Raw genomic sequence first — 20,858 nt, forward strand, 5'->3', positions numbered from 1 at the left:
GTGCTGGGGGAGGCGGTGGGACGCACGGGACGTGTTGTCAGTGTCGACACCTCACGTCCGGCGTTCCGTAGTGCCAAGAGTGCATTGGGAGATCTGCGTCAGGTCACCATGATCTGCGGTTCGGTGCGGAACGCCATGCGCGATCTGGGGAAGGCCGATGTCGCGGTGCTGGACCCGCCCCGAGCGGGTGCCGGACGCGAGGTCATCGGGCGAATCGCCGATGCCGGCGTGCCGAGAGTTATCCATATCGGTTGTGAAGCAGCGGCATTCGCGCGCGATGTGGGCTTGTACCTGGAGCGCGGGTATCGGGTGCGTGAGCTGCGGCTGTTTGACGCGTTCCCGCTGACCCATCACATCGAGAGCTTCGCGCTGCTCACCCGATGAGACGGCGCCCGGCGTAAAGATCTTATAAAGTAACTCCTCGGGTGTGCCGGGAAGTCTGGTCGGCGGTACTTTGCCCTGCCAGCAGAACGGACACCGACCCATGCGCCTGAGTCAACGCGTCTTTACCCGCGGAACGTGGGCGGAGTCGTCGCGCGTCGCTGGGATTTTGCGCAAAGAAACCGTCGGCGGCGTGCTGCTGGTGTTGGCGGCGCTGACCGCGTTGCTCTGGGCGAACTCTCCCTGGAGCTCGTGGTACTACCGGCTGGGTGCCATCACCGTCGGTCCGGAGCGGCTGCACCTGAACCTGACTCTCGCGGGCTGGGCGACCGATGGGCTGCTCGCGATCTTCTTCTTCGTTGTCGGTGTGGAACTCAAGCGCGAATTCGTGGCGGGGGATCTGCGGGACCCGGGTCGCGCCGCGTTGCCGATTGTCGCTGCGATCGGCGGCATGCTGGTTCCGGCCGCCATCTATCTGGCGGTGAACGCCTCCGGTGGCGGCGAAGCGATGCGTGGCTGGGCGATCCCCACCGCCACCGATATCGCCTTCGCGCTCGCCGTGCTCGCCGTGATTTCAACGCATCTGCCATCCGCGCTGCGCACCTTTCTGCTGACGCTGGCGGTGGTGGACGATCTGCTCGCTGTCATCGTGATCGCGGTCTTCTATACCGATGAGCTGCATTGGGGGCCGTTGGGCCTCGCGCTCGTTCCCCTCGCGCTGTTCGCGCTGGCGGTGCAGCGTCGCCGCCGGGAATGGTGGCTGCTGCTGCCGCTGGCACTGTCCGCGTGGGCGCTGGTGCACGCCTCGGGTGTGCACGCCACCGTGGCGGGCGTGCTGCTCGGATTCACCGTCCCGGTATTGAGGAGGGACGGACGTACCGATGTGCACGGTATGGCCGAGCGATTCGAACACCGGCTGCGACCGTTGTCTGCGGGTGTCGCGGTGCCTGTATTCGCGTTCTTCGCGGCGGGTGTCACCCTCGGCGGGTTCTCCGGGCTCTGGCAGGCGCTGCTGGATCCGGTGGCATTGGGTGTGGTCCTGGGCCTGCTGGTGGGCAAGCCGATAGGGATTTTCCTGACGACGTATCTGTTGGCGCGGTTCACGCGGGCCAGTCTCGATGACGATCTGAGCTGGCTGGATATCGTCGGCGTGGCGCTGCTCGCCGGGATCGGCTTCACGGTGTCGCTGCTCATCGGCGAATTGGCGTTCGGTGCCGGGTCGGCCGCCGAGCACGTCAAGGTCGGTGTGCTCGCCGGATCGCTGACATCGGCGGCCGTGGCTTCGGTCGTGTTGAGGCTGCGCAACCGGACATATCGGCGCATCGAGGCCAAGGAGACCCTCGATGCCGACCACGATGGAGTGCCTGATGTTTTTGGCTCCGCTCCAAGCGACCGAATCTGAATCGCTGCGTAGACTGACCTGATGCTTGACGACATCAGAGGGCCGGGTGACCTGCAGGGTCTCTCGAAGCGAGAGCTGGACTTGCTCGCCGACGAGATTCGCGAGTTCCTGATCCATAAGGTCGCCGCGACCGGCGGCCACCTGGGGCCCAACCTGGGTGTCGTCGAGTTGACGCTGGCCCTCCATCGCGTGTTCGAGTCCCCGTATGACCCGATCATCTTCGACACCGGGCATCAGGCGTATGTGCACAAGATCCTGACCGGACGTTCCGGAGACTTCGACACGTTGCGTCAGAAGGACGGCCTGTCCGGGTACCCGTGCCGGGCCGAGAGCGAACACGATTGGGTGGAATCCAGTCACGCGTCGACGGCGCTTTCTTACGCGGATGGACTCGCGAAGGCATTCGAGCTGACCGGGCAACGCCGCCGCCACGTCGTCGCGGTGGTCGGCGATGGCGCGCTCACCGGCGGCATGTGCTGGGAGGCTCTGAACAACATCGCCGCCGCCGATCGGCGCATCATCATCGTCGTCAACGACAACGGGCGAAGCTACGCGCCGACCATCGGTGGGCTCGCCTCCCATCTGGCCGGGCTGCGGCTCACCCCCACCTACGAGAAGGTGCTTGACGAGAGCAGGAAGCTGCTGCGCGGCATGCCGGTGGTGGGACCGCTGGCGTACGCGTTGATGCACAGCCTCAAGGTGGGGGTCAAGGACGCGGTATCTCCGCAGGTGATGTTCACCGATCTGGGGATCAAATACGTTGGGCCCGTTGATGGTCACGACGAGCATGCGGTCGAGGATGCGTTGCGCCGCGCCCGCGGCTATGGCGGCCCGGTCATCGTGCACGTCATTACCCGCAAGGGCATGGGGTACGCGCCTGCCGAGGACGACGAGGCCGAGCAGATGCATTCCACCGGCATCATCGACCCGAAAACCGGCCGCTCCATCAATGTTTCGGCTCCGGGCTGGACGTCAGTGTTCTCCGATTCCTTGATCGATGTGGCCAGTGAGCACCGCAATATCGTGGCGATCACCGCGGCCATGCCGGGTCCGACCGGGCTCAGCAAGTTCGGTGAGCGTTTCCCCGATCGGCTTTTCGACGTCGGTATCGCCGAGCAGCATGCCGTCACCTCCGCGGCCGGGCTCGCGATGGGCGGCCTGCACCCGGTGGTGGCGATTTACTCCACCTTCCTGAACCGTGCCTTCGATCAGGTGATGATGGATGTTGCGCTGCACCGGCTTCCGGTGACGTTCGTGCTGGACCGGGCGGGGATCACCGGAAGCGACGGCGCCAGCCACAACGGCATGTGGGACCTGTCGATCCTGAACGTGGTGCCCGGAATGCGGGTGGCCGCGCCGCGTGATGCCTCGCGGCTGCGTGAGGAGCTGACCGAGGCCCTGGCGATCGATGACGGACCGACCGCGCTGCGCTTCCCGAAAGGTGAAGTCGGCGAGGATATCCCGGCGGTCGAGCGGCGCGACGGCGTCGACATATTGGCGCGGCCGCTCAGTGGATTGCATGCCGACGTGTTGTTGGTGGCGGTCGGCTCGTTCGCGTCGACGGCGTTGGCGACAGCCGAGAGGCTCGGCAAGCAGGGGATTGGCGTGACCGTCGTCGACCCGCGCTGGGTGCTACCCGTACCCGACCATGTGATCGAGCTGGCTCGCCAGCATCGCCTGGTGGTAACTCTGGAGGACAGCGGCGTACACGGCGGTGCCGGCAGTGCGGTGACCGCGGCGATGCAGGATGCCGATGTAGACATTCCTAGCCGGGATATCGGTGTGCCACAACAGTTCCTGGACCACGCGTCGCGGGGGCAGGTTCTTGAGCAGCTCGGTTTGACCGATCAGCACATCGCCCGCAAGATCACCGGTTGGGTGGCCGCGATGAGCCGCGAAGCCGCCGACAGTCCGGTTTCCGAACAGGTGGACTAACCCCGTACCCAGTCCGGAGTGGCGAGGATCTCGCGTAGCTCTTCTACGAGGCGCGCGCTGTGGTACCCGTCGGCCGCCGCATGGTGAATCTGCATCGCCAGCGGCATGATGGTTTGGCCGTCCTGCTCATGGAACTTGCCGATGGTGAAGATGGGGGACAGATGTTCCCAGCCGGGGGCGATGGTCAGCGTGAAGCCGGAAAAGCTCGTCCACGGGATGCTGGAGATATCGAACACATTCCGGGGCCGGGGCAATCCTTGTGGGAAAAGTGTTGAGGAGTGCCGATATTCGGCCAGCAGGTCGACGACTTCGGTGTGGAACTCGTCGAAGTCGGTGCTGTAATTGGCGCTGATACCCGCGAAGGTCTCACGGTCGGTATTGAACACGGTGAACGCCGGGTCCACGGTGTCCCAGATTCCCGGATTTCCTTGATCGTCAAGGGCCATGCGGAATTCCGGATAACGATTCACGACGGTCGCCAATGCCCAAATCTGTGTCGGATATGTCTTGCGACTGGATGCGCGAATTGCCCGGAGGAGGTCGGTGACGTCCAGATCGACCGTCATCGAGTAGTAGGTGGGGCAGCGGTCGAGATAGTGCGCGAACCATTCACTGCGTGGCCACTGTTGCACATCGATGGGTTCAAGGGTCGCCATGGAGATCAGCAGAGCGCGTCCTGCGCGGCCGTGCAACTCAATTTCGCCGGCCGGCGAGTTCGCCCCGGCTAGTCGGTCAGCGCCTCGGTGAGGATCGGCACCGTCAGTTCCCGTTGCCATGGGCGCGCGCCGTGGCTGGCGAGTAGCTCCTCGACGTCCCCGTTTCCGTCCCAGTCCCAGCACAGCCGCCGCACGATCTCCGGGGTGACAATGTTCTCCACGGGTACCGAGATCTGCTCGGAGAGCGCCGACAGGACCGTGCGTGCGGCCTCCAGGCGCGCGTAGGCCTCGGGTTTGCGTCGGGACCATCGCGACACTGGCGGTGGCCCGATGGTGGGTTCATTGACCGGCGGAGGGGTGGCTGCGTCGCGGGCTTTCGCCAGCGCCGTGAGCCAACGATCGGCCTGCTGTTTCTGCCGGGGACCGCCGAAGACCGGGAGGGCGATCAGTTCGTTGCGTGTCTTCGGGTCGGCCATCGCCGCTTCGACGATCGCTGAATCGGGTAGCGTCCGGCCGGGGGCTACGTCTCGTGCGCGCGCCAGTTCATCACGGCTGAGCCATAATTCGCGGACGGCCGCCAACTGTCCGGGCTTGCGCACCTTGTGGATTCCAGAGGTGCGGCGCCAGTTGTCCCGTCGGGTGGCCGAGGCAGGCACGTGCGCAAGGTATTCGAACTCCTGCCGGGCCCATTCGGTCTTGCCTTGCTCGTCGAGAACTTTGGCGATCTTCTCGCGCAGTTCGATGAGCACCTCGACGTCCAGCGCCGCGTAGTTGAGCCAGTCGTCCGGCAGGGGACGTTTGGACCAGTCGGCGGCGCCATGTCCCTTGGCAAGGCCCAGGCCAAGCAGTCGATGCACCATCGCCGCCAGGTTTACCTTCTCGAAACCGGCGAGGCGCCCGGCCAGTTCGGTGTCGTAGAGCGACGGCGGTCTCATCTCCACTTCGGCCAGGCACGGCAGATCCTGGTCGGCGGCGTGCAAGATCCATTCGTCGGCGCCCAGCACCTCGACGATCGGTCCCAGGGCGTCCGGAACATTAGTCGGGTCCAGCAGCACCGTTCCCGCGCCGCGTCGGCGGATCTGGATCAGGTAGGCCCGGTTGGAGTACCGGAATCCGGAGGCACGCTCGGCGTCGACGGCGAAGGCGCCGGTTCCGGACGCCAAACGTTCTGCGGCCATGCGGATCTCATCCGTCGAGGCGGTGAGTGGCGGCACCCCTTCGGCGGGGCGAAGCAGCGGAGTCGGTTCGGGAAGCTCGGAGTCGTTGTCCATATCTGAATCAGCAGCGTAGGCCCTAGGCGCGGTGGCGCGACCCCAGATCGGTCACACCCACCGGTGGCAGGCCAGCCGCATGCTCCAGTACCTCGCAGAACGCCTCGACGTGGGTCCCGATGTCGGTACCGGTGGCGGTCCAGGACGCCCGCAGCTCCAACTGGTGAGCACGTCCCGGACCGGCGATATCGCCGTAGCGGACGGAGGTGGTTGCGGTCACAGTTCCGCCCAACGCCGTCACGTCCGCGGTGCGCGTGTTCAACGCGTCCACGAGCCAGCTCCACGCAACTTCCGGCAGCAACGGATCGACGGCCTCGGAGGCATCGAGATCGGCCTGGATATAGGCGACCAGCCGCATGGTGCCGTTCCACGCCTCATCACCATCAGGGTCGTGCAACAGGATTAGCCTGCCGAAGGCGTCACCCTCGGATTGTTCGGGCACGTGATCGGTATCGAGGTGCTTGATCTCCGCGCCGAGTGCGTAGCTGAACGGAGCCAGCCGCTGCGGGGGACGAATAGTGCCCAGCTCAATCTCCGGACGCGCGGTCACGGAGTTCATCGCGTCGACCGCCGCGCGGAACGGGGCTGGTTCGGCAGACGTCACAGCAATGAACGCTAGCGCGCCGGGCCGACATGCTCCCGAAGGCGCGCCGTACGAGGTTGCCGTGGCAGCATGGGCAGTGATGACCGGATTGAACGAAGATCGCGCGACGGAGGCAAAAACCCGTCGTGAGCTGCCGCTTTCTCCCTATCTCGCGGCTGCCGCGGGCAGGGTTCCCAGCCGCCCTCCGGTGTGGTTCATGCGGCAGGCCGGGCGTTCGCTGCCCGAGTACCGCGCGGTACGCGCCGACCACGCCATGCTGGACGCTTGTTTTAAACCTGAACTGGTTTGCGAGATCACGCTGCAGCCGATCCGCCGGCACCAGGTTGACGCCGCCATCTTGTTCTCGGACATCGTGGTGCCTCTCAAGGCCGCCGGGATCGATCTGGACATCGTTCCCGATGTAGGACCGGTGATCGCCAACCCGGTACGCACCACCGCCGATGTGGCGGCACTGCCGCGCCTGGAGCCCGGACAGGTCGAGGCTGTCAGCGATGCCGTGCGACTGCTGGTTGCCGAGCTGGGCGCCACTCCGCTGATCGGCTTTGCCGGTGCCCCCTTCACGCTGGCTTCTTACCTTGTCGAGGGTGGCCCGAGCCGCCACCATCAGCGCACGAAGGCGCTGCTACAGGGCGACCCCCAGACCTGGCACGCGCTGATGACCGCGCTGACCGATATCACCATCGCGTTCCTGCGCGCGCAGCTCGATGCCGGTGTGGACGCGCTGCAGCTCTTCGACTCGTGGGCGGGCGCGCTGTCGCTGGCAGACTACCGGGCTGCGGTATTGCCGCACAGCACAAGGGTTTTCGATGAGTTCGCCGACGCGGGCGTGCCCATGACGCACTTCGGGGTGGGCACCGCCGAGCTGTTGGGTGCAATGGGGGAGGCCGGCGCCACGGTGGTCGGTGTGGACTGGCGCACTCCACTGGATGTCGCTGCGCGCCGGGTTGGCTCCGGAAAAGCCTTGCAGGGCAACCTCGATCCGGCCGTGCTGTTGGCCGGGTGGCCGGTGGTGGAGCGTGAGGTGCGCCGAATCGTGGGCGAGGGGCGCCAGGCCGTCGCCCACGGTGCTGCCGGGCATATCTTCAATCTGGGGCACGGGGTGCTGCCGGATACCGACCCGGCGGTACTCACCGATGCGGTGGCGCTGGTGCATTCGTTGTGACCTCAGCGATGCCGTCGGCCGCTCCCTCCATTGCCATTGTGGGGGGCGGTATTTCGGGGCTGACGGCGGCGTACCGGTTGCGATGCGCGCTCGGCGACGACGTGCACATCACCGTGTACGACCCCGCCGCGCAGCTGGGTGGGATCCTCCGCACGATCACCCTCGGTGAGCACCGGATCGACCTCGGGGCCGAGGCCTTCATCACCCGCCGCCCCGAGGTGCTGGACCTGTTGGACGAACTGGGGCTGGCGGACCGCAGGCTCGACACCACGGGCGCGCGGCCACTCATCTATGCCGGAGGCAGTCTGCATCCGCTGCCCACGCGGACCGTGAACGGCATCCCGGCCTCGGCGTCGTCGGTGGTCGGACTTGTCGACGAAGACACCGTGGCACGCATTGAGAGCGAGCCGCGGCGCGATATGCATTGGACCATAGGAGCCGAACCCACCGTCGCGGACCTGGTCTCGCTGCGGTTCGGTCCGCAGGTGGTCGCGCGGCTGGTCGACCCGCTGCTTGGCGGCGTGTACGCGGGTTCGGCCGCGACGACGGGTCTGCGTACGGCGGCGCCCGGAATCGCCCGGGCGCTCGACGAGGGGGCGGGCAGCCTGCTCGCCGCGGCCCGGCAGGCGTTGCCGCCCATCTCGGATGCCGGCATCTTCGGCGCCATCGACGGTGGTTACGCGGTGCTGCTGGAGGAACTCTGGCGCCGCGCCCGTGCCGAGCACCGGCAGCTCGCGATCACCGGTGTCGCGCGTGATGGCGACGGCTGGGCGGTTACCGGCGGGGATCAAGCCGACAGCACGGCTGACCATTTCGACGCGGTCATCGTCGCGGTGCCGGCGCCCCGCGCGGCGGGGATTCTGGATGCCGTGGCACCCGAATCGGCGGCGGCGGCGCGGACCATTCCGGTTGCTTCCTCGGTGGTCGTCGCGCTGACACTACCCGGCGATGCCCCGATTCCCGCAAATTCCGGCGTGCTGGTGGCGTCGGGAGAAGCCTTGCACACCAAGGCCATAACGTTCTCGACCAGCAAGTGGGGATTACGCGGGCGGAGCACCCAGGTGGTGCGGTTGTCCTATGGGCGCTTCGGTGACACCGTGGCGCGGGCCACCAGCGACGATCAACTGCGGCACTGGGCCGTTGTCGACCTGGAAACCGTGCTGGGTGCGCCTGTCACGCCGATTAATTCGGCGCTGGCCCGGTGGATCGACGCCATGCCGCAGTACGGTCCGGGCCACGCCGACGTGGTCGAGGCGATCCGTGCCGGGTTGCCGCCCGGAATCGCGGTGGCAGGCTCGTACCTGGACGGGATCGGGGTGCCGGCTTGTGTGGCCTCCGCCTCTCAAGCGGTGCGAGCCACCGTGGCACGATGGGGACATGGCTAGCCTCGATTTCGACACCCTCAACTCCACCATTCGCTACCTGATGTTCTCGGTGTTCCAGGTGCGCGACCAGGGTCTGGGCGAGGACCGCGATGCCGCCGCCGACGAGGTGGCCACCCTGATCAAGCGCCATGAAGACGACGGTGTCGTAGTGCGCGGCATCTACGACGTGGCCGGGCTGCGCGCTGATGCCGACTTCATGATCTGGTCGCATGCCGAATCCATCGAGAAGCTGCAGGCGCTGTACAGCGACTTCCGTCGCACCACCGCGCTGGGCCGGGCAAGCACCCCGGTGTGGAGCAATGCGGCCCTGCACCGGCCGGCCGAGTTCAACAAGAGCCACATCCCGGCATTCCTTGCGGGGGAGGAGCCCGGCGCTTACATCTGTGTGTATCCCTTTGTGCGGTCCTACGATTGGTACCTGCTGCCCGATGAGGAGCGGCGCAAGATGCTTGCCGATCACGGCATCGCCGCGCGTGCGTACAAGGATGTGCGGGCCAACACGGTGCCCGCTTTCGCCCTCGGCGACTACGAGTGGTTGCTGGCGTTCGAGGCGCCCGAGCTGTATCGCATCGTCGACCTGATGCGCGATTTGCGTGCCACCGAGGCGCGGTTGCACGTCCGAGAGGAGACACCCTTCTTCACCGGCCCGCGCGTCTCGGTCGAGGAGCTCGTCGCCCGCCTCCCCTAGGAGATCAGGACGGCTGCAGCGTCAGTGAGATCGAGTTGCTTCAATAAGCGGGTCGCGCGCGTAGTCGAATTCCCTGTCCGACTCGCCGACGCTGCATGAGCGCCCCTGAAACCCGTTGCATGACTGCGGGGTTGAATCTGACCGGTCAGCAGCGCATCGAACGCGCAGCTCACGAGCATGGCTGGATCTCAAATGGTGGCGGCGTTGACGATGTGGGGCTCTACAGCTACCGCCGACCCGGCACCGCGTCGTTCGTCCACGTCGCGTACGCAAACGGCATCATCCTGTGGGCCGACGGCCTGACGGCAGCGCGCGAGCCTCGACACTTCGACGGCATCGGCAAGGCCGACCGGCTCGTCGCATTCCTCGCTGAGCGGTAAAAAGAGCCCGACATTCTCATCGCCTGTCAGTTGAATTGTCGTAGCAAATCGCTGACCGTTATCGATAATTAGCTGGAAAGTGTCCAAATGGCAATGCGCAACCATTCCGTTAGCTCACCTTTGTATCTAGTGTCTTCTCACAGCGGGGATACAGAAAAGGGTTGGGGTGGGGGTACCGGGTTGAGTCAGATGTCCGGGGGGTACTACGGGTACAACGTGTCCTACCTCGACGAACATTGCCGTTGGATGATACGTGCTGGCCGTGCTGAGCGAACTGTGCGTGTTCGTCGCATGCATATGCAGTATGTTGCGGATTTTCTTCGACGTGATCCTATTGACGCCACACAAGAAGAACTTGAGTCTTGGCAGGACAGTTTGCCACTAGCGCAGCTCAGATACAAGACTGCCGTTGTTCGACCATATTACGTGTACCTACATCAGCGGGGTATACGTACGGACAATCCGGCTGCGCTGTTGGTGACTCCGCGCAAGAAGCGCAATTTGCCGAGGCCAATCGTGTTCGACGCGATGGAGCGGGCTATACGCACCGCGCCGACGCCGCGCATGCGCGCCTGGTTGATCCTTGCCGCCTACGCCGGGATGCGCGCGAAGGAGGTGGCCTACCTCGAGCGCGATTGCTTCGAGAAGCGACCCGAGGGCGGCGTGTTCATCCGGCTCACGCGCACCAAGGGCGAGTACCAGCGGGTTACGGCACTTCCCGAATGGGCCTGGCAGATCATCGAACCGGCCCTTGCTCCCGAGGGGCTGTGCTTCCGGCGTGAGCGGGGGACCGGGCCGGTCACACCCCAGCAGATCTCGCAGTTGTCGAATGATTGGCTCCACAAGTCGGGTACGCGCTCGACGTTCCACTCGCTGCGTCACTGGGCTGGATCCTCGGGTATCGAGCACGAGGATTTGCGGGTGGTTCAGGAGTTCCTCGGGCACACGAACCCGCAGACAACCGCTATCTACACCGCCGTCAACCCGCAGAGGATTGCCCGGATGGTCGATTCATTCCGTCGACTGGATGATCTACCTGCGTGATCTCCACCCGGTAGCGCCGCTGGCCTGTAATCTCCGGCGCATGAAGAGTGCGAAGGTGGCCGCGACCGTGGCGGCAGTTGCGGTCGCCAGTGTGATGCTTAGCAGCCCGGCGCGGGCCGACGAGGATTCGTACCTCGATGCACTCTCTGGCCAGGGGTTCCAGGTCATGTGGCAGTCCCGGCCATTTCTGATTTCGGCCGGCAATGGCATGTGTAACGACCTGCGCAACGGTGAGACCCCCGAGCAGGTGGCCAGTCACTCGAACTACCCGAACGCGACTCGGGCGAACCTGCTGGCGATGGCGGCGGCGGCCAAATCGCATCTATGCCCGTCGTAGCGAGTGTTGGTACTGTGCCCCGTAGTCGTTAACTACAGGGGCAGGGGGCTCGATGTCGGCACCATTGAATGTTGATCCTGCGCAGCTCCACGCCGCCTCTGGCCTTGCCGCGGAATCGGCACGCGATTTGCAGCGTGAGCTTGATCAGCTGGTGCATCGGTGGGAAGACCTGTCGGGCACGTGGGACGGGGTTGCGTCGCGGGCGTACGGCCCCGAATTCGACGAATGGCGCGAGGGTGCCCGGAAAACCATCGCGGCGCTTGATTCGGCCTCGGTGACGCTGGCGCAGCACGGGTACGCGTTCACTGAATCCGAGGCCACCTCGGCGTCGAACATCGCGGGGGCGTAGCGGTGCACAACGACGACGCGATCCCGTACCGCGTAGACCTTGACGCATTGCAGGCGTTCATCGACCAGTTGGCGGCGTTCGACCGCGCGGCCGAGCGCCGCGCGGCCGAGGTCGACCGGCGTATCAACGATCTGCACGTCGACTGGTCCGGCGCGGACGCGGCAGCGAACCTGGCGTTTCACCAACAGTGGATGGACGGGGTTGGTGAGATGCGCAAGGCCGAGGAAAAACTCGAGGAGGCCGCCGACAAGGCTCTGCGGAACTATCGCGGCGTCGGCGAGCACAACCAGCGGATGTGGCCGTGACTCAGGATGTCGATCCGGCCGCGATCAAACGTGCCGCCGCGAAGTATCGCCAGCTCGCTACCGAGATCAATATGGGCGTCAGCGGGCTTGCGAACACCCTGGGCGGTCTATCGGGAATGGCGGGCAACGACAACGCCGCCAAGGACTTTTGCGAGAAGTACGACCCGGCTGCCAAGGACGCCATGGAGGGCGGTTCGTACACCGTCAACGCGCTCAACACCTGCGCCGATCTTCTCTTTGCGACAGCGGCGAACCATGAGGCCGCCGACAGCGCCTCGGCGCCGAACGGTCAGACCGTCCCCGCCGCCGCGCCGCCCGTGACGCCAGCAGTCGCCACGCCGTCGCTGCCATCGGCTCTCGGCGGCACGCCGCCCCCGAGTTGGTGGGCATCGATTGAGGGATACGTGCAAGGCGCCATGTGGCCCAACGGCGATCCGGAGAAGCTGCGCCAGGCGGCGGGTCGATGGATCACCAACTCCGAGAACATCGAAGGCGAGATTCGGCGGGCGTTCTTTCCGCTCGACGGCGCCAACCCCATCACCGATGTCAGCCACCAGCGCTCGCCAGAGATACCGGCCGCCGTCTCGTCGATGACCTTGGCCCATGACTCAGTTAAGGTGCTGCAAACCGAGTGGGCCGCAATCGGGAAGACGTGCGCGGATCTCGCGACCCGGATTGAGGAAGTCCACAACCGCGTCACCAACGAAATGGTGCTACTGGCCGCGACAGTCGCGGTCACCGAAGGCGCCGCCGCGATCCTGATCCCACTGACGGCCGGTGGTAGCGAGGTCGTCTCCAAGCTGGTGGACACCGAGCGGCTGGTCGCTACAGGCGCGCGCATCGCGGCGATACTCAACGAGTTTCGGATTGGCGCGTCTGCTTGCGCGCTTCCGAACGTGGCTGCCGCTGCAAACCTCATGCGATCGGTCCAGTCGCTCGGTCCGCTCATGGAAGCGCGCGCGTCGCTGTTCTTGGCCGAGGGCGCGGGCGTGGTTCCGGGGCTCACCGCCAAGGAGCTGTACAGCCGCCCAGAGCTGCGGGTGGGAACCAAACGCGACGTGCAAGCCGCAGCGGACACGGCTGGTGGTGGGAAGTACTACGTCAGCGCTACCGACGACACGGTGCTGGTGCCCGTGAGCAAAAGCTATGACGCCGATATTCTCGCGCTGCCGAAAACACCTGACGGCAAGTACTTTATCGATTCCAACGGCATCAGATACCCGGTTAACCCGATCTGGCACTACGGCCATGTTCGCGGCGAGGAACTGTGGCGATGGCAGGAAATCGCGGCCCGTGAAGGGTGGACCCGCCAGAAATGGCTCGATGAAATGAACAACCCGCGCTTGTATCAAATCGAAGATGGCCCAGGCAATTCCGGCCACTACTGGGAACTACCGCGAGGAAAGTAAGATGACTGACGTACACCAGCGAGACCGCGCGGGCCGTACCCCCCTGCACTATGCCGCCATCGACGGGCCGCGCGAGCAGATGGGCTCTGCCTGGCAAGAGGAAGACCCAGCGCGAAAGGCTGAATTGCATGAGCAGAGTGTGGAATTCAAACTCGCCAACGTGCGTCATCTGATCGACAGCGGCGCCGACGTCAACGCCAAGGATGACGAGGGTTGGACCCCTTTGCATTTCGCCGCGACACATGACAGCGCCGAGGTGGTGCGTCAGCTTCTCGATGCGGGAGCGGAGATCGACGCGGTGAATAACAAGGGGGAAACGCCGCTGAGATGTGCAGTCAGCGCGACTTGGATGGACCCGAAGACATTGCAACTACTTCGGGACCGAGGCGCCGACCCATTCAGGCCAGCCAACAACGGACGCAGCGCTATTGACTATCTGCGCATGATTGACCAAGAGGACAAACGAGCCCCATTTTCTGACCTTCTTTGAGGCACCGAAAAAGCGCCCCTGCCGTTATTGGCAGGGGCGCTTTGGTTTTCGGATGCGGTCAGCGTCGTTGGTACCGCACAATCGTGACGCCCAGGCGTACAAGCGTGACGGTCAGTGCGGCATAGAGCAGGGCGCGCACCTCGGATCGCAATGGGTAGTCGTCACCCCACCAGGTCGATAATGCGTTCTGGGACAGCACAAGTGACAGCGACATTCCGAGGGATACGAGATTGCGTCCAACCGGCCGAACCCACCAGGGCGACCGGAGTAGATAGAGCAGCGTAAACGCCCAAGATGCCAGGGCTGCCACGATGAGCAGCACGTCGGCGACCCGGTTGGCCGCGACCCCGCATAGAACGGGCAGGAATGCCACTAGTCCAACACAACTGATGTGCGCGAGACACGCTCTCACGTCGCATACCTCTTTCTCATGGTGCGCTCGATGGCCTCGGCGAAATGGTTTCGGTCGAGTAGTTCGTCGGCGCGGGCCGCCAGCGCCTCGGCGTGGGCGAGGTCGGTCCGAGATTCGTGATGGATGGCGCGCGCCTTCTCGATGCCGGGATCTTCCTCGCGTCCCCAGCGTCGTAGCCACTTCACGACGGCCCCTGACCAATAGCCTCGGCGACCGCCACGCCCAACCGGCTCGACTCGGCCAGCCGTGTGATGGCGGCCTTGTCGTTCTCGTGAGCCTTGGTCAGTAGTGCAATCTGCTGGTCCTTGGTCGCCATCATCTTGTCCACGGTCGTCTTGGGGACCAGGCGGCCGGTGAACACAAGAATCAGCACCCCGCCGAGCAGGATCGCCCACAGGTAGTCGTCCGGACTATTGAGCAGCACGGACATGTCGCCCACCTATTCGCCATTCGTCGGCGGTGTGCGCCGGTCCTGAATGAGCTTGGTCGTGGATAGACCGGCCGTGATGAGACCGGTGCCGGTCACGATCCAGGTAAGGCCCTCGGTCCCTCCGAGCTGGCCAAGGGCGACTAGTGCGACCACGGAGATAATGAATATGAGAAGGCTGGCGGCGTGAATCGCCAACCTTGTGTTGTCACCGGGCATTGCGAGATCCTTTCCAGGGGTGTTGGTTACGCTGCTGCGATAGGGGCGCGGGTCGCCCAATCGCGGACGTGCTGGATGGCCAGGCCGAGATAGGTTTGGCCGGGCCACACTTCGCGGAATTCGTACTGAATGTGCGGCGCCGTGGGGGGATTGGCGGTGACGAATCGCAGTGCGATCACCGCCGCCTGTGCTGCGGCGGCCGGACCGGTCAGCTTGTTGACATCCCCCCAGCCGAGTAAGCCCTGTAGCCCTCCCATGACGAGCGGAACACCCAGCGCCGCAATGCCGGTGGGGCCGCCAGTGAGCGCGCCGAACACGGCCGGGAGCTCGATACCCAAGGCCTTGCTCGCCACTTCGGGGATCTTCGGCAGGATCGCGCCAGCGGCCCCGAGCGGGTCGGAGAGCTGAAACGCGGTCACCATGTCGAAACAGTCGTCCATGATGTCGCCGACGACCCCGAGCGGGATATTGCCGTACATGTCGCCAGGGTCGGTGAGCCAGCAGTGCCGGTGGTCCTTGACATCGCCGAACCGCCACGACGAAATGCCTTGGCCGGCCAAAATGGGGCCGCCGTAATAGCTGCCACCGTAGGGGCGGGTGGGGTCACCGATGCTGAATGAGCACAGGTAGTTGTTGGGGTAGTGCTCGGCGAGCCAGGCGCGGAACTTGGCCGCTGCCACGGCACCGGCCGAGTACCCACCGATGACGACCTTGATGTTGGGGTTGATCCGGAACCGTTCCAGGAAGATGCGTTGCGCATCGGCCACCGCGATCTCGACGGCCTTGGCCATGGAGATGTCACCGGGGCCGCCAGCGGCGCCGACCGGCAGACCACCCATGGTCGCGGCGAACTCGGGGTGCACCTCCTCGACCAGGTTGGCCACGGCCTGCATGACCCGGCTCACGTAATCCAGGCCGATGATGCCCCCGGTACCCCGGAACATCAGGCCGAGGTGCCGGTTGGCGGGCGGGGCCGGGGGCGCAATACCCAACGCGCGTAGATCATCGTCGGAAACCTCGCCCGTGGGTACCTGGCCGGTGCGGCGCTGGTACTCACTTGCCCATGAGGCGGCGCGCGGACCGAACTCGTCGGTGTCTCTTGGCAGAGCGCCGAGTAGCCGGGTGTAGAGCCCTCCGAATCGGTCATTCATCACGCCGCGCCATTGGCGCACGGCGGCATTTCGATCACCGATGCGGATCACTTGGACCACACCTTGTCGCGCAACGTCATTCCCTTGGACGCCCACGTGGGGTCTCCGGGGCCGAGCTGAGCGGCGATGTATTCGAGCAACTCACGGTCCGAGAGATCCTGCGGAAAGCGCTTTTCCACGGGTGTCGATGGCTGCGCCTGCCCGTAGATGCCGAGGTACCCGGCGCGCAGCTTGGCGGCGAATGCGTCGTTGCGCTTGTCGCCCTCGGGCCACGCCAGCTGGTAGTGCATTTCGTCGGGGCGGGACCAGTCGCGTCCCCAGAATACGGCCCCCTCGAATAGTGCCAGGCCCTTGCGGACCTTGGCCTGAGTCGCGGCGTCCATCGTGTACCGCTGCCAGGGATACTTGGGCGCCATCACGTCAACAGCGGTGGCCGACAGGTGATTAGATCCGTCGTTGCGCCCCGGCGTACCCAGTACGTCGTTGGTTGCCGACCAGCCCCACACTGGCGAGGTGATCTCCTCCACGTTGCGGTCATACCAGAACAGCCACGCGCCGAGGATTATCAGCGGTGCGCCCTTGCGTAGTGGTGCGGTGTCGACGAGATACAACTCGGGGATGCGGGCGATGTCGCATTCGTCGCGGTTGCAGCACCGCCAGCCGTCCTCGGTATGGGTGTTGCCGTTCACAGTGCGAAAGCTCATCGTGTGTACTTCCTTTCGATTCGTGGGTCTATTTCTTGTGCGTAGGACGAGAGTTGGTCGGATGCCCACCACCCGAGCCGGAACGCGGCGGCGCTGAGGGTGAGGCACAGGGCAAGCACCGGGAGCAGCTGGCGCATTACTGGCCACCCTTGAATCGGGCTTTCGGGGTGATGTCGAAATTCACGGGGTTGGAACCGATGACTATCGACTGATCAAGGGCGTGGCCGCGTAGGAACGTCGACCCGTTCCAAACCCCATACCATCCAACGGTTTTACCGGCCGGGCCTTGCAGCGTTACGGGGGAGCCTTGCGAGACGCCGTAGCCGGTATCGCCGCCTGCGCCGTCCGTCGCCGATGGCCACGTGGTGGTTCCCGAGGCGGGGGTGGTGGCGATCAATCCGGCGCCGGTTGTTCCGGGGTCCGATTCGTGCGCGGTGATCTTGTTGCCTCGGCCGGTAACGAAGTCGCACCCGGCGCGGTTTTCAGCCGCTGTTGCTGCCATAGTTGTTGCCTTTCTTTAGGATTGACGTGCCCTGAATGAGGCTTTGCCGTTACCGCCCGGACCGCCGCGTGTGCGGGAGCCGAAGATGCCGCCGTTGCCGCCCGCGCCAGCGCCGCCCGGTGCGGTTCCCGTGCCGCCGTTTCCGGTGCCGCCAGCGCCGCCCGTGTAGTTGGTCCCGTCAATGGTTGCGCTGGAGGCTGTTTCACCGTTCTGCCCAGAGGCTTGTCCCGTGCCTCCGGCTGCGGTGACCGTGTTGCCGTTGATCACGGCGGTTGTGCTGATACCTGCGGTGGGTCCGGCGCCGTCGCTGTTGGCGGGCTGCGCACCACCGGTCCCGACGGTGCCCGTGATATTGGCCAGGCTCCACGGAATATCGACGCCGCGTATCAGGGTGCCGGTGATGAGCTGACCGGCCTTGCCGCCCTTGCCTGCGGTGTTGATGGCGCCGTTGCCGGTCTGTCCGGATGCGGCGCCGCCCCAGAGCGCGTAGTCGATGATCAATGACCATTCGGGGACGGGGTAGTTGTAGGCGCCGGTCGCGGTGATGTCCGTACGTACCGGCGCAACCGGTGAGCGGGCGACAGTGCCGCTGTCGTAACCGATCGCATCGTCGCGGCCGGTGAGGTGGACAAGCAGTGCAGCGAGGCTGGAACCGAGCCCGTCGTCGCGGCCAGTGAGGTGTGCGAGCAATGCCGCTGAGTCGTAACCGATTGCGTCGTCGGCGCCTGATAGGAAGTACTTCAGGAACGCCGTGCCCGAGCCGTCTGCAATACCGGTGTCCGTGCCGGTCAGGTGCGCCAGTAGTACCGCCTGGCCGGAACCGAGGCCGTCGTCTTGGCCGGACAGGTGCGCGAGAAGTTCGGCGCGGTCCTCGCCGATGCTGTTGCCGGTCGCCGTCAGGTGCGCCAGGAGGCTTGCTGAGTCCTCGGCGATGCTGGTGTCGGTGGCACGCAGACGCGGTATCCAGTTCCACTTGCCGCCACTGCTTTGGGGCGGCACAACAGGATTCGGGGTCCACTTGCCGCCCGGACGCCTCGGTGGGACGGTCGGGTTGGGAGACCAGGGCATCGGCTAGCCCATCTTGTAAATGCCGAGAAGACCCAATGTGGTTCCAGTCAGGGTGAATACGGCATTGCCGGATCTTGACGAACCGCCGGTGTTTTTCAGGGTCACCGTGTAGCCCAGTTGGATAACATCCCCGGCGTTGAGCCGCACGAACGCCGGTATCGGGACAGCGCTGTGACCGGTCACCCCCCAACTACCCGTGTCGGTGTTCGCCGTGCCGTCGAGCAGCTTGTAATCACCTTCCAGGGTGATGTGATTGACGGTGTTGACCACAACATCGAGTGCCGACGCGGAGGGTTCGATGGCCGTTCCCGCCGTCCATGTCCAGGCGGGGTCACGGTGTTCGACGTAGTAGAGCCCGGAGGTGTTGACGGTGATGGTGCCGTTGGCCGTATTTGGTGTCACGTCATCGGAGTTGAAGCCGATGACGCCGAAGGCTCCCGCGCCCCAGGCGCCGGTCACCGTGGTAGAGGCGTTGCCCGCCAACGAGTATGGATGCGTGGGGCCAGCAGTGTTGGCCGCGCCGACGGCGCGCGTGAGCCGGGCGCCCGTGTAGTTAGTGGCCTTGGCGTAAAAGTCGCCCAGGAACACCGACGCCAGCCGCATCGAGTCATACTGGTAGCTACCCGAAAACCATCCGCCGCTTGAGGTTTTGCGCATCATCACGATGCCGCCGCCGTAGCGGTTGGACGCCCCGGTTGTCACTGTGCTGTTCGTTGCGGTGGCCTTGACATCGCCGCCCACGTCGAGCACCCAGTTGTTGGTTTTGCGGTACGTTGTCACCGCGATGCCCTGCCCGATCGGCCCGGACCAGGACATGAACGGCGCCGCGAACGTGAATGTGGCACCCGAGCGGGTGTACTTGCCGACCTGCACGGTGTTGCCGTTTACCGCCAGGTACGCACCGGTTGAGTCGGTGCTATCGGAGCTGAAAAGGGTGTATGTAGCAATGGAATTCAGGCCGCCCGCGTCACCGATGACAACCGTGGTCTGAACGTCGTCGGTCGTCGTCTGCTTGTTGCAGGTGACGTAGTAGGTGCCATCGGCCTTAGATGCGTCGATACCGCAATAGCCGTTGGCTGTACGGATTTTCAGATCCGTGCCGGTGAACTCGGCAGGCAGCGCAGACCCATCGGAGCCACCGAAGGTGGTGATATAGGTCATCAGTCCCGAGGGCGCGGCCACCTGGTTGCGTTGGTACTGCGCCTGAATGGCTGCGGCGGCTGCTGCCGCTTGTTGGGCGAGCACCGCAAGCTGCGTCGTCTGATTTTGCGCGTCGGTATTGCTGAACCCGGAGCCCCCGCCGCCTAATAGGCCGACCATGCCGTTCACGAACGCGTCCCGCACCGCAGTGACACCGGTCTGCGCCTCGGAGATCGCACCAGCGATACCCGTAGCCCCGTTGATTTGACCGGTAGAGCTGAGCTTGGACAGCCGGTTGAAAATGTCCGTCATGGACGCCCCGACGGTGCCGCCCACGGTGTCCATGAAGGTCTGTATCGCGCTCTTGAGCGCGAAGTCGGCCAGCTGCGCGGCAAGGCCCGAGATCTTGCCAATGGCTATGGCGGGGATGTTGGCGATGTTCCACAGTTCGGCGGCGTCGATCTTGCCGTCGGCACCGATGGCGGCAAGGCGTGCCTCGATGTCGTCGATGGTGGCGTCGACCGCGCCGCCGATGGTGTCGAACAGGCCCTTGATGCGGTTGGTGAAGTCGGTCAGCGCTGCTTCGAGTCCATCAACGAGGTGGGTGGGCAGTAGGTTCGAGGCCCATGGCCGCACGTTGGAAATCCACACCGTGCCTGCGGTCGCGCCAGTGTCGAGAATGACCAGCGGAGTCACCTTGGCGACACCAGCCGGGACAATCCACTCGTCGGTGGGGATCGGTTGCCAATCCGCGGCGTCGGTGGTCGATGGCTGCAACACGCCCTTGATCACGTCGGCCATCGGATTGCCATTGGCGTCGTACGGCGTCCAGCCGACCTTGATCGGATTTGAGCCGGCCGTTGCGGTGAGCCCGGTCCAGCGCGTTCCAGCGCGCAGGTTCAGCACTTGGCCTTCGAACACGTCGAACGGGTTGTCCTTGCGCAACACCTGCTCGGTGCCATTGGCGGCGGCCCTGATTGAGCCACCAGAGAGCCAGCCGGGCATAACCGAGTCCCAGGACCAGAACGGGTTTGCGTCCACGCTGTCGACGTTCAGGAACTCGCCCGCGCCGTTGATCAGGTCTTGGATCACGTCGCCGATCCGGGAGATAGAGATGATCCCGTTAAACAGCTGCTCGGCGCCGTTCTTTAGCAGATCGCCCAAGCTAGCGACGAGCGCCTGCGGGCTCGACAGGTCCAGCTCGGACCGTGAGATCAGCTGGTCGATAAACCAATCGAAGAACTCGGTCGCCGCCGTGAGGTCGATCCCGGTGGCGTCCTTGAGCCACTGCGCCCACGTGTCGCGGATCTGCAACATGAAATCGCGGATGCCCTGACCGGCATACCCGGCGGCCTCGGTGAGGTCATAGCCGAGCAGCCCGGCAAGGGGGTCCTTGTCAGCGACGCGGCGCGGGCGCCGATCGACCACTCTTGGCAT

24 protein-coding genes and 1 pseudogene are annotated in these 20,858 nt (G+C 65.0%); 13 read left to right on the forward strand and 12 right to left on the reverse strand.

What is annotated here, in order from left to right:
- From B4394_RS14970 to dxs, 3 genes and pseudogenes are all read left to right on the forward strand, one after another.
- Nucleotides 1–384 (forward strand): annotated as a pseudogene (locus tag B4394_RS14970) (class I SAM-dependent RNA methyltransferase); the annotation flags it as partial.
- A 100-nt stretch (nucleotides 385–484) separates the two neighbouring features.
- Complete coding sequence (gene nhaA / locus B4394_RS14975) at nucleotides 485–1,783, forward strand: Na+/H+ antiporter NhaA (protein WP_078315534.1); 1,299 nt, start codon at nucleotides 485–487, stop codon at nucleotides 1,781–1,783.
- 21 nt (nucleotides 1,784–1,804) lie between these two features.
- Entirely contained in the window at nucleotides 1,805–3,718 is a 1,914-nt protein-coding gene (gene dxs, locus B4394_RS14980) for a 1-deoxy-D-xylulose-5-phosphate synthase (RefSeq protein WP_078315535.1), read from the forward strand.
- Here dxs and B4394_RS14985 read toward each other — a convergent pair.
- The 3 genes from B4394_RS14985 to B4394_RS14995 form a co-directional block, all read right to left on the reverse strand.
- On the reverse strand, nucleotides 3,715–4,374 hold the full coding sequence (locus B4394_RS14985) for a CatA-like O-acetyltransferase (RefSeq protein ID WP_078315673.1): 660 nt from the start codon (nucleotides 4,372–4,374) through the stop codon (nucleotides 3,715–3,717). The genes dxs and B4394_RS14985 overlap by 4 nt on opposite strands.
- Nucleotides 4,375–4,442: 68 nt before the next feature.
- Nucleotides 4,443–5,645, reverse strand: a complete 1,203-nt coding sequence (locus B4394_RS14990; RefSeq protein ID WP_078310920.1) for an HRDC domain-containing protein — start codon at nucleotides 5,643–5,645, stop codon at nucleotides 4,443–4,445.
- Nucleotides 5,646–5,667: 22 nt separating this feature from the next.
- Nucleotides 5,668–6,204 carry a DUF3000 domain-containing protein gene (locus tag B4394_RS14995; RefSeq protein WP_286142094.1) on the reverse strand — a complete coding sequence of 179 codons (537 nt, stop codon included), beginning with the start codon at nucleotides 6,202–6,204 and terminating at the stop codon, nucleotides 5,668–5,670.
- 124 nt (nucleotides 6,205–6,328) lie between these two features.
- Here B4394_RS14995 and hemE point away from each other — a divergent pair, with 124 nt between their 5' ends.
- From hemE to B4394_RS15045, 10 genes are all read left to right on the forward strand, one after another.
- Nucleotides 6,329–7,411, forward strand: coding sequence for a uroporphyrinogen decarboxylase (hemE, locus tag B4394_RS15000; RefSeq protein WP_078315674.1), 1,083 nt, complete (start codon nucleotides 6,329–6,331; stop codon nucleotides 7,409–7,411).
- An 8-nt stretch (nucleotides 7,412–7,419) separates the two neighbouring features.
- Nucleotides 7,420–8,796 carry a protoporphyrinogen oxidase gene (locus B4394_RS15005; protein WP_078315536.1) on the forward strand — a complete coding sequence of 459 codons (1,377 nt, stop codon included), beginning with the start codon at nucleotides 7,420–7,422 and terminating at the stop codon, nucleotides 8,794–8,796.
- A complete protein-coding gene (gene hemQ, locus B4394_RS15010; protein ID WP_078310919.1) occupies nucleotides 8,789–9,484 on the forward strand; it encodes a hydrogen peroxide-dependent heme synthase in 696 nt (231 codons plus the stop codon). Before B4394_RS15005 ends, hemQ begins: the two co-directional genes overlap by 8 nt.
- 119 nt (nucleotides 9,485–9,603) lie before the next feature.
- A complete protein-coding gene (locus tag B4394_RS15015; protein ID WP_176138320.1) occupies nucleotides 9,604–9,864 on the forward strand; it encodes a hypothetical protein in 261 nt (86 codons plus the stop codon).
- A 501-nt stretch (nucleotides 9,865–10,365) separates the two neighbouring features.
- The gene (locus B4394_RS15020; RefSeq protein WP_286142077.1) at nucleotides 10,366–10,908 is read left to right on the forward strand and encodes a tyrosine-type recombinase/integrase; all 543 of its coding nucleotides are present in this window, start codon (nucleotides 10,366–10,368) and stop codon (nucleotides 10,906–10,908) included.
- A gap of 40 nt (nucleotides 10,909–10,948) precedes the next feature.
- Entirely contained in the window at nucleotides 10,949–11,245 is a 297-nt protein-coding gene (locus B4394_RS15025; protein ID WP_078315677.1) for a DUF732 domain-containing protein, read from the forward strand.
- A gap of 52 nt (nucleotides 11,246–11,297) precedes the next feature.
- Nucleotides 11,298–11,594, forward strand: coding sequence for a WXG100 family type VII secretion target (locus B4394_RS15030; RefSeq protein WP_078315538.1), 297 nt, complete (start codon nucleotides 11,298–11,300; stop codon nucleotides 11,592–11,594).
- A gap of 2 nt (nucleotides 11,595–11,596) precedes the next feature.
- Entirely contained in the window at nucleotides 11,597–11,899 is a 303-nt protein-coding gene (locus tag B4394_RS15035; RefSeq protein WP_286142078.1) for a WXG100 family type VII secretion target, read from the forward strand.
- Nucleotides 11,896–13,308 carry a GH-E family nuclease gene (locus B4394_RS15040; RefSeq protein WP_078315679.1) on the forward strand — a complete coding sequence of 471 codons (1,413 nt, stop codon included), beginning with the start codon at nucleotides 11,896–11,898 and terminating at the stop codon, nucleotides 13,306–13,308. The genes B4394_RS15035 and B4394_RS15040 overlap by 4 nt, the downstream gene beginning before the upstream one ends.
- A 1-nt stretch (nucleotide 13,309) precedes the next feature.
- Complete coding sequence (locus tag B4394_RS15045) at nucleotides 13,310–13,798, forward strand: ankyrin repeat domain-containing protein (protein WP_078315540.1); 489 nt, start codon at nucleotides 13,310–13,312, stop codon at nucleotides 13,796–13,798.
- Nucleotides 13,799–13,856: 58 nt separating this feature from the next.
- Here the strand turns inward: B4394_RS15045 and B4394_RS15050 are convergent, their stop codons facing one another.
- The 9 genes from B4394_RS15050 to B4394_RS15090 all read right to left on the reverse strand — a co-directional run bounded on the left by B4394_RS15050 (nucleotide 13,857) and on the right by B4394_RS15090 (nucleotide 20,858).
- Nucleotides 13,857–14,171 (reverse strand): putative phage holin, encoded by a 315-nt coding sequence (locus tag B4394_RS15050; RefSeq protein WP_078315541.1) that lies wholly within the window; start codon nucleotides 14,169–14,171, stop codon nucleotides 13,857–13,859.
- Nucleotides 14,172–14,206: 35 nt separating this feature from the next.
- The gene (locus B4394_RS15055; protein ID WP_070940405.1) at nucleotides 14,207–14,395 is read right to left on the reverse strand and encodes a DUF7620 family protein; all 189 of its coding nucleotides are present in this window, start codon (nucleotides 14,393–14,395) and stop codon (nucleotides 14,207–14,209) included.
- Nucleotides 14,392–14,640 carry a hypothetical protein gene (locus B4394_RS15060; RefSeq protein WP_139360220.1) on the reverse strand — a complete coding sequence of 83 codons (249 nt, stop codon included), beginning with the start codon at nucleotides 14,638–14,640 and terminating at the stop codon, nucleotides 14,392–14,394. The genes B4394_RS15055 and B4394_RS15060 overlap by 4 nt, the downstream gene beginning before the upstream one ends.
- 9 nt (nucleotides 14,641–14,649) lie before the next feature.
- On the reverse strand, nucleotides 14,650–14,856 hold the full coding sequence (locus B4394_RS15065; RefSeq protein WP_078315543.1) for a hypothetical protein: 207 nt from the start codon (nucleotides 14,854–14,856) through the stop codon (nucleotides 14,650–14,652).
- Between the two features lie 26 nt (nucleotides 14,857–14,882).
- Nucleotides 14,883–16,058, reverse strand: a complete 1,176-nt coding sequence (locus B4394_RS15070; RefSeq protein WP_078315544.1) for a hypothetical protein — start codon at nucleotides 16,056–16,058, stop codon at nucleotides 14,883–14,885.
- On the reverse strand, nucleotides 16,055–16,711 hold the full coding sequence (locus B4394_RS15075) for a M15 family metallopeptidase (RefSeq protein WP_078315545.1): 657 nt from the start codon (nucleotides 16,709–16,711) through the stop codon (nucleotides 16,055–16,057). Before B4394_RS15075 ends, B4394_RS15070 begins: the two co-directional genes overlap by 4 nt.
- Before the next feature lie 136 nt (nucleotides 16,712–16,847).
- The gene (locus B4394_RS15080; RefSeq protein WP_078315546.1) at nucleotides 16,848–17,213 is read right to left on the reverse strand and encodes a hypothetical protein; all 366 of its coding nucleotides are present in this window, start codon (nucleotides 17,211–17,213) and stop codon (nucleotides 16,848–16,850) included.
- Between the two features lie 15 nt (nucleotides 17,214–17,228).
- On the reverse strand, nucleotides 17,229–18,281 hold the full coding sequence (locus B4394_RS15085) for a glycine-rich domain-containing protein (RefSeq protein WP_139360221.1): 1,053 nt from the start codon (nucleotides 18,279–18,281) through the stop codon (nucleotides 17,229–17,231).
- A 3-nt stretch (nucleotides 18,282–18,284) separates the two neighbouring features.
- Nucleotides 18,285–20,858 (reverse strand): autotransporter outer membrane beta-barrel domain-containing protein, encoded by a 2,574-nt coding sequence (locus tag B4394_RS15090; RefSeq protein ID WP_139360222.1) that lies wholly within the window; start codon nucleotides 20,856–20,858, stop codon nucleotides 18,285–18,287.

The organism is Mycobacterium sp. D16Q16 (assembly GCF_002013745.1).
Lineage (GTDB): Bacteria > Actinomycetota > Actinomycetes > Mycobacteriales > Mycobacteriaceae > Mycobacterium.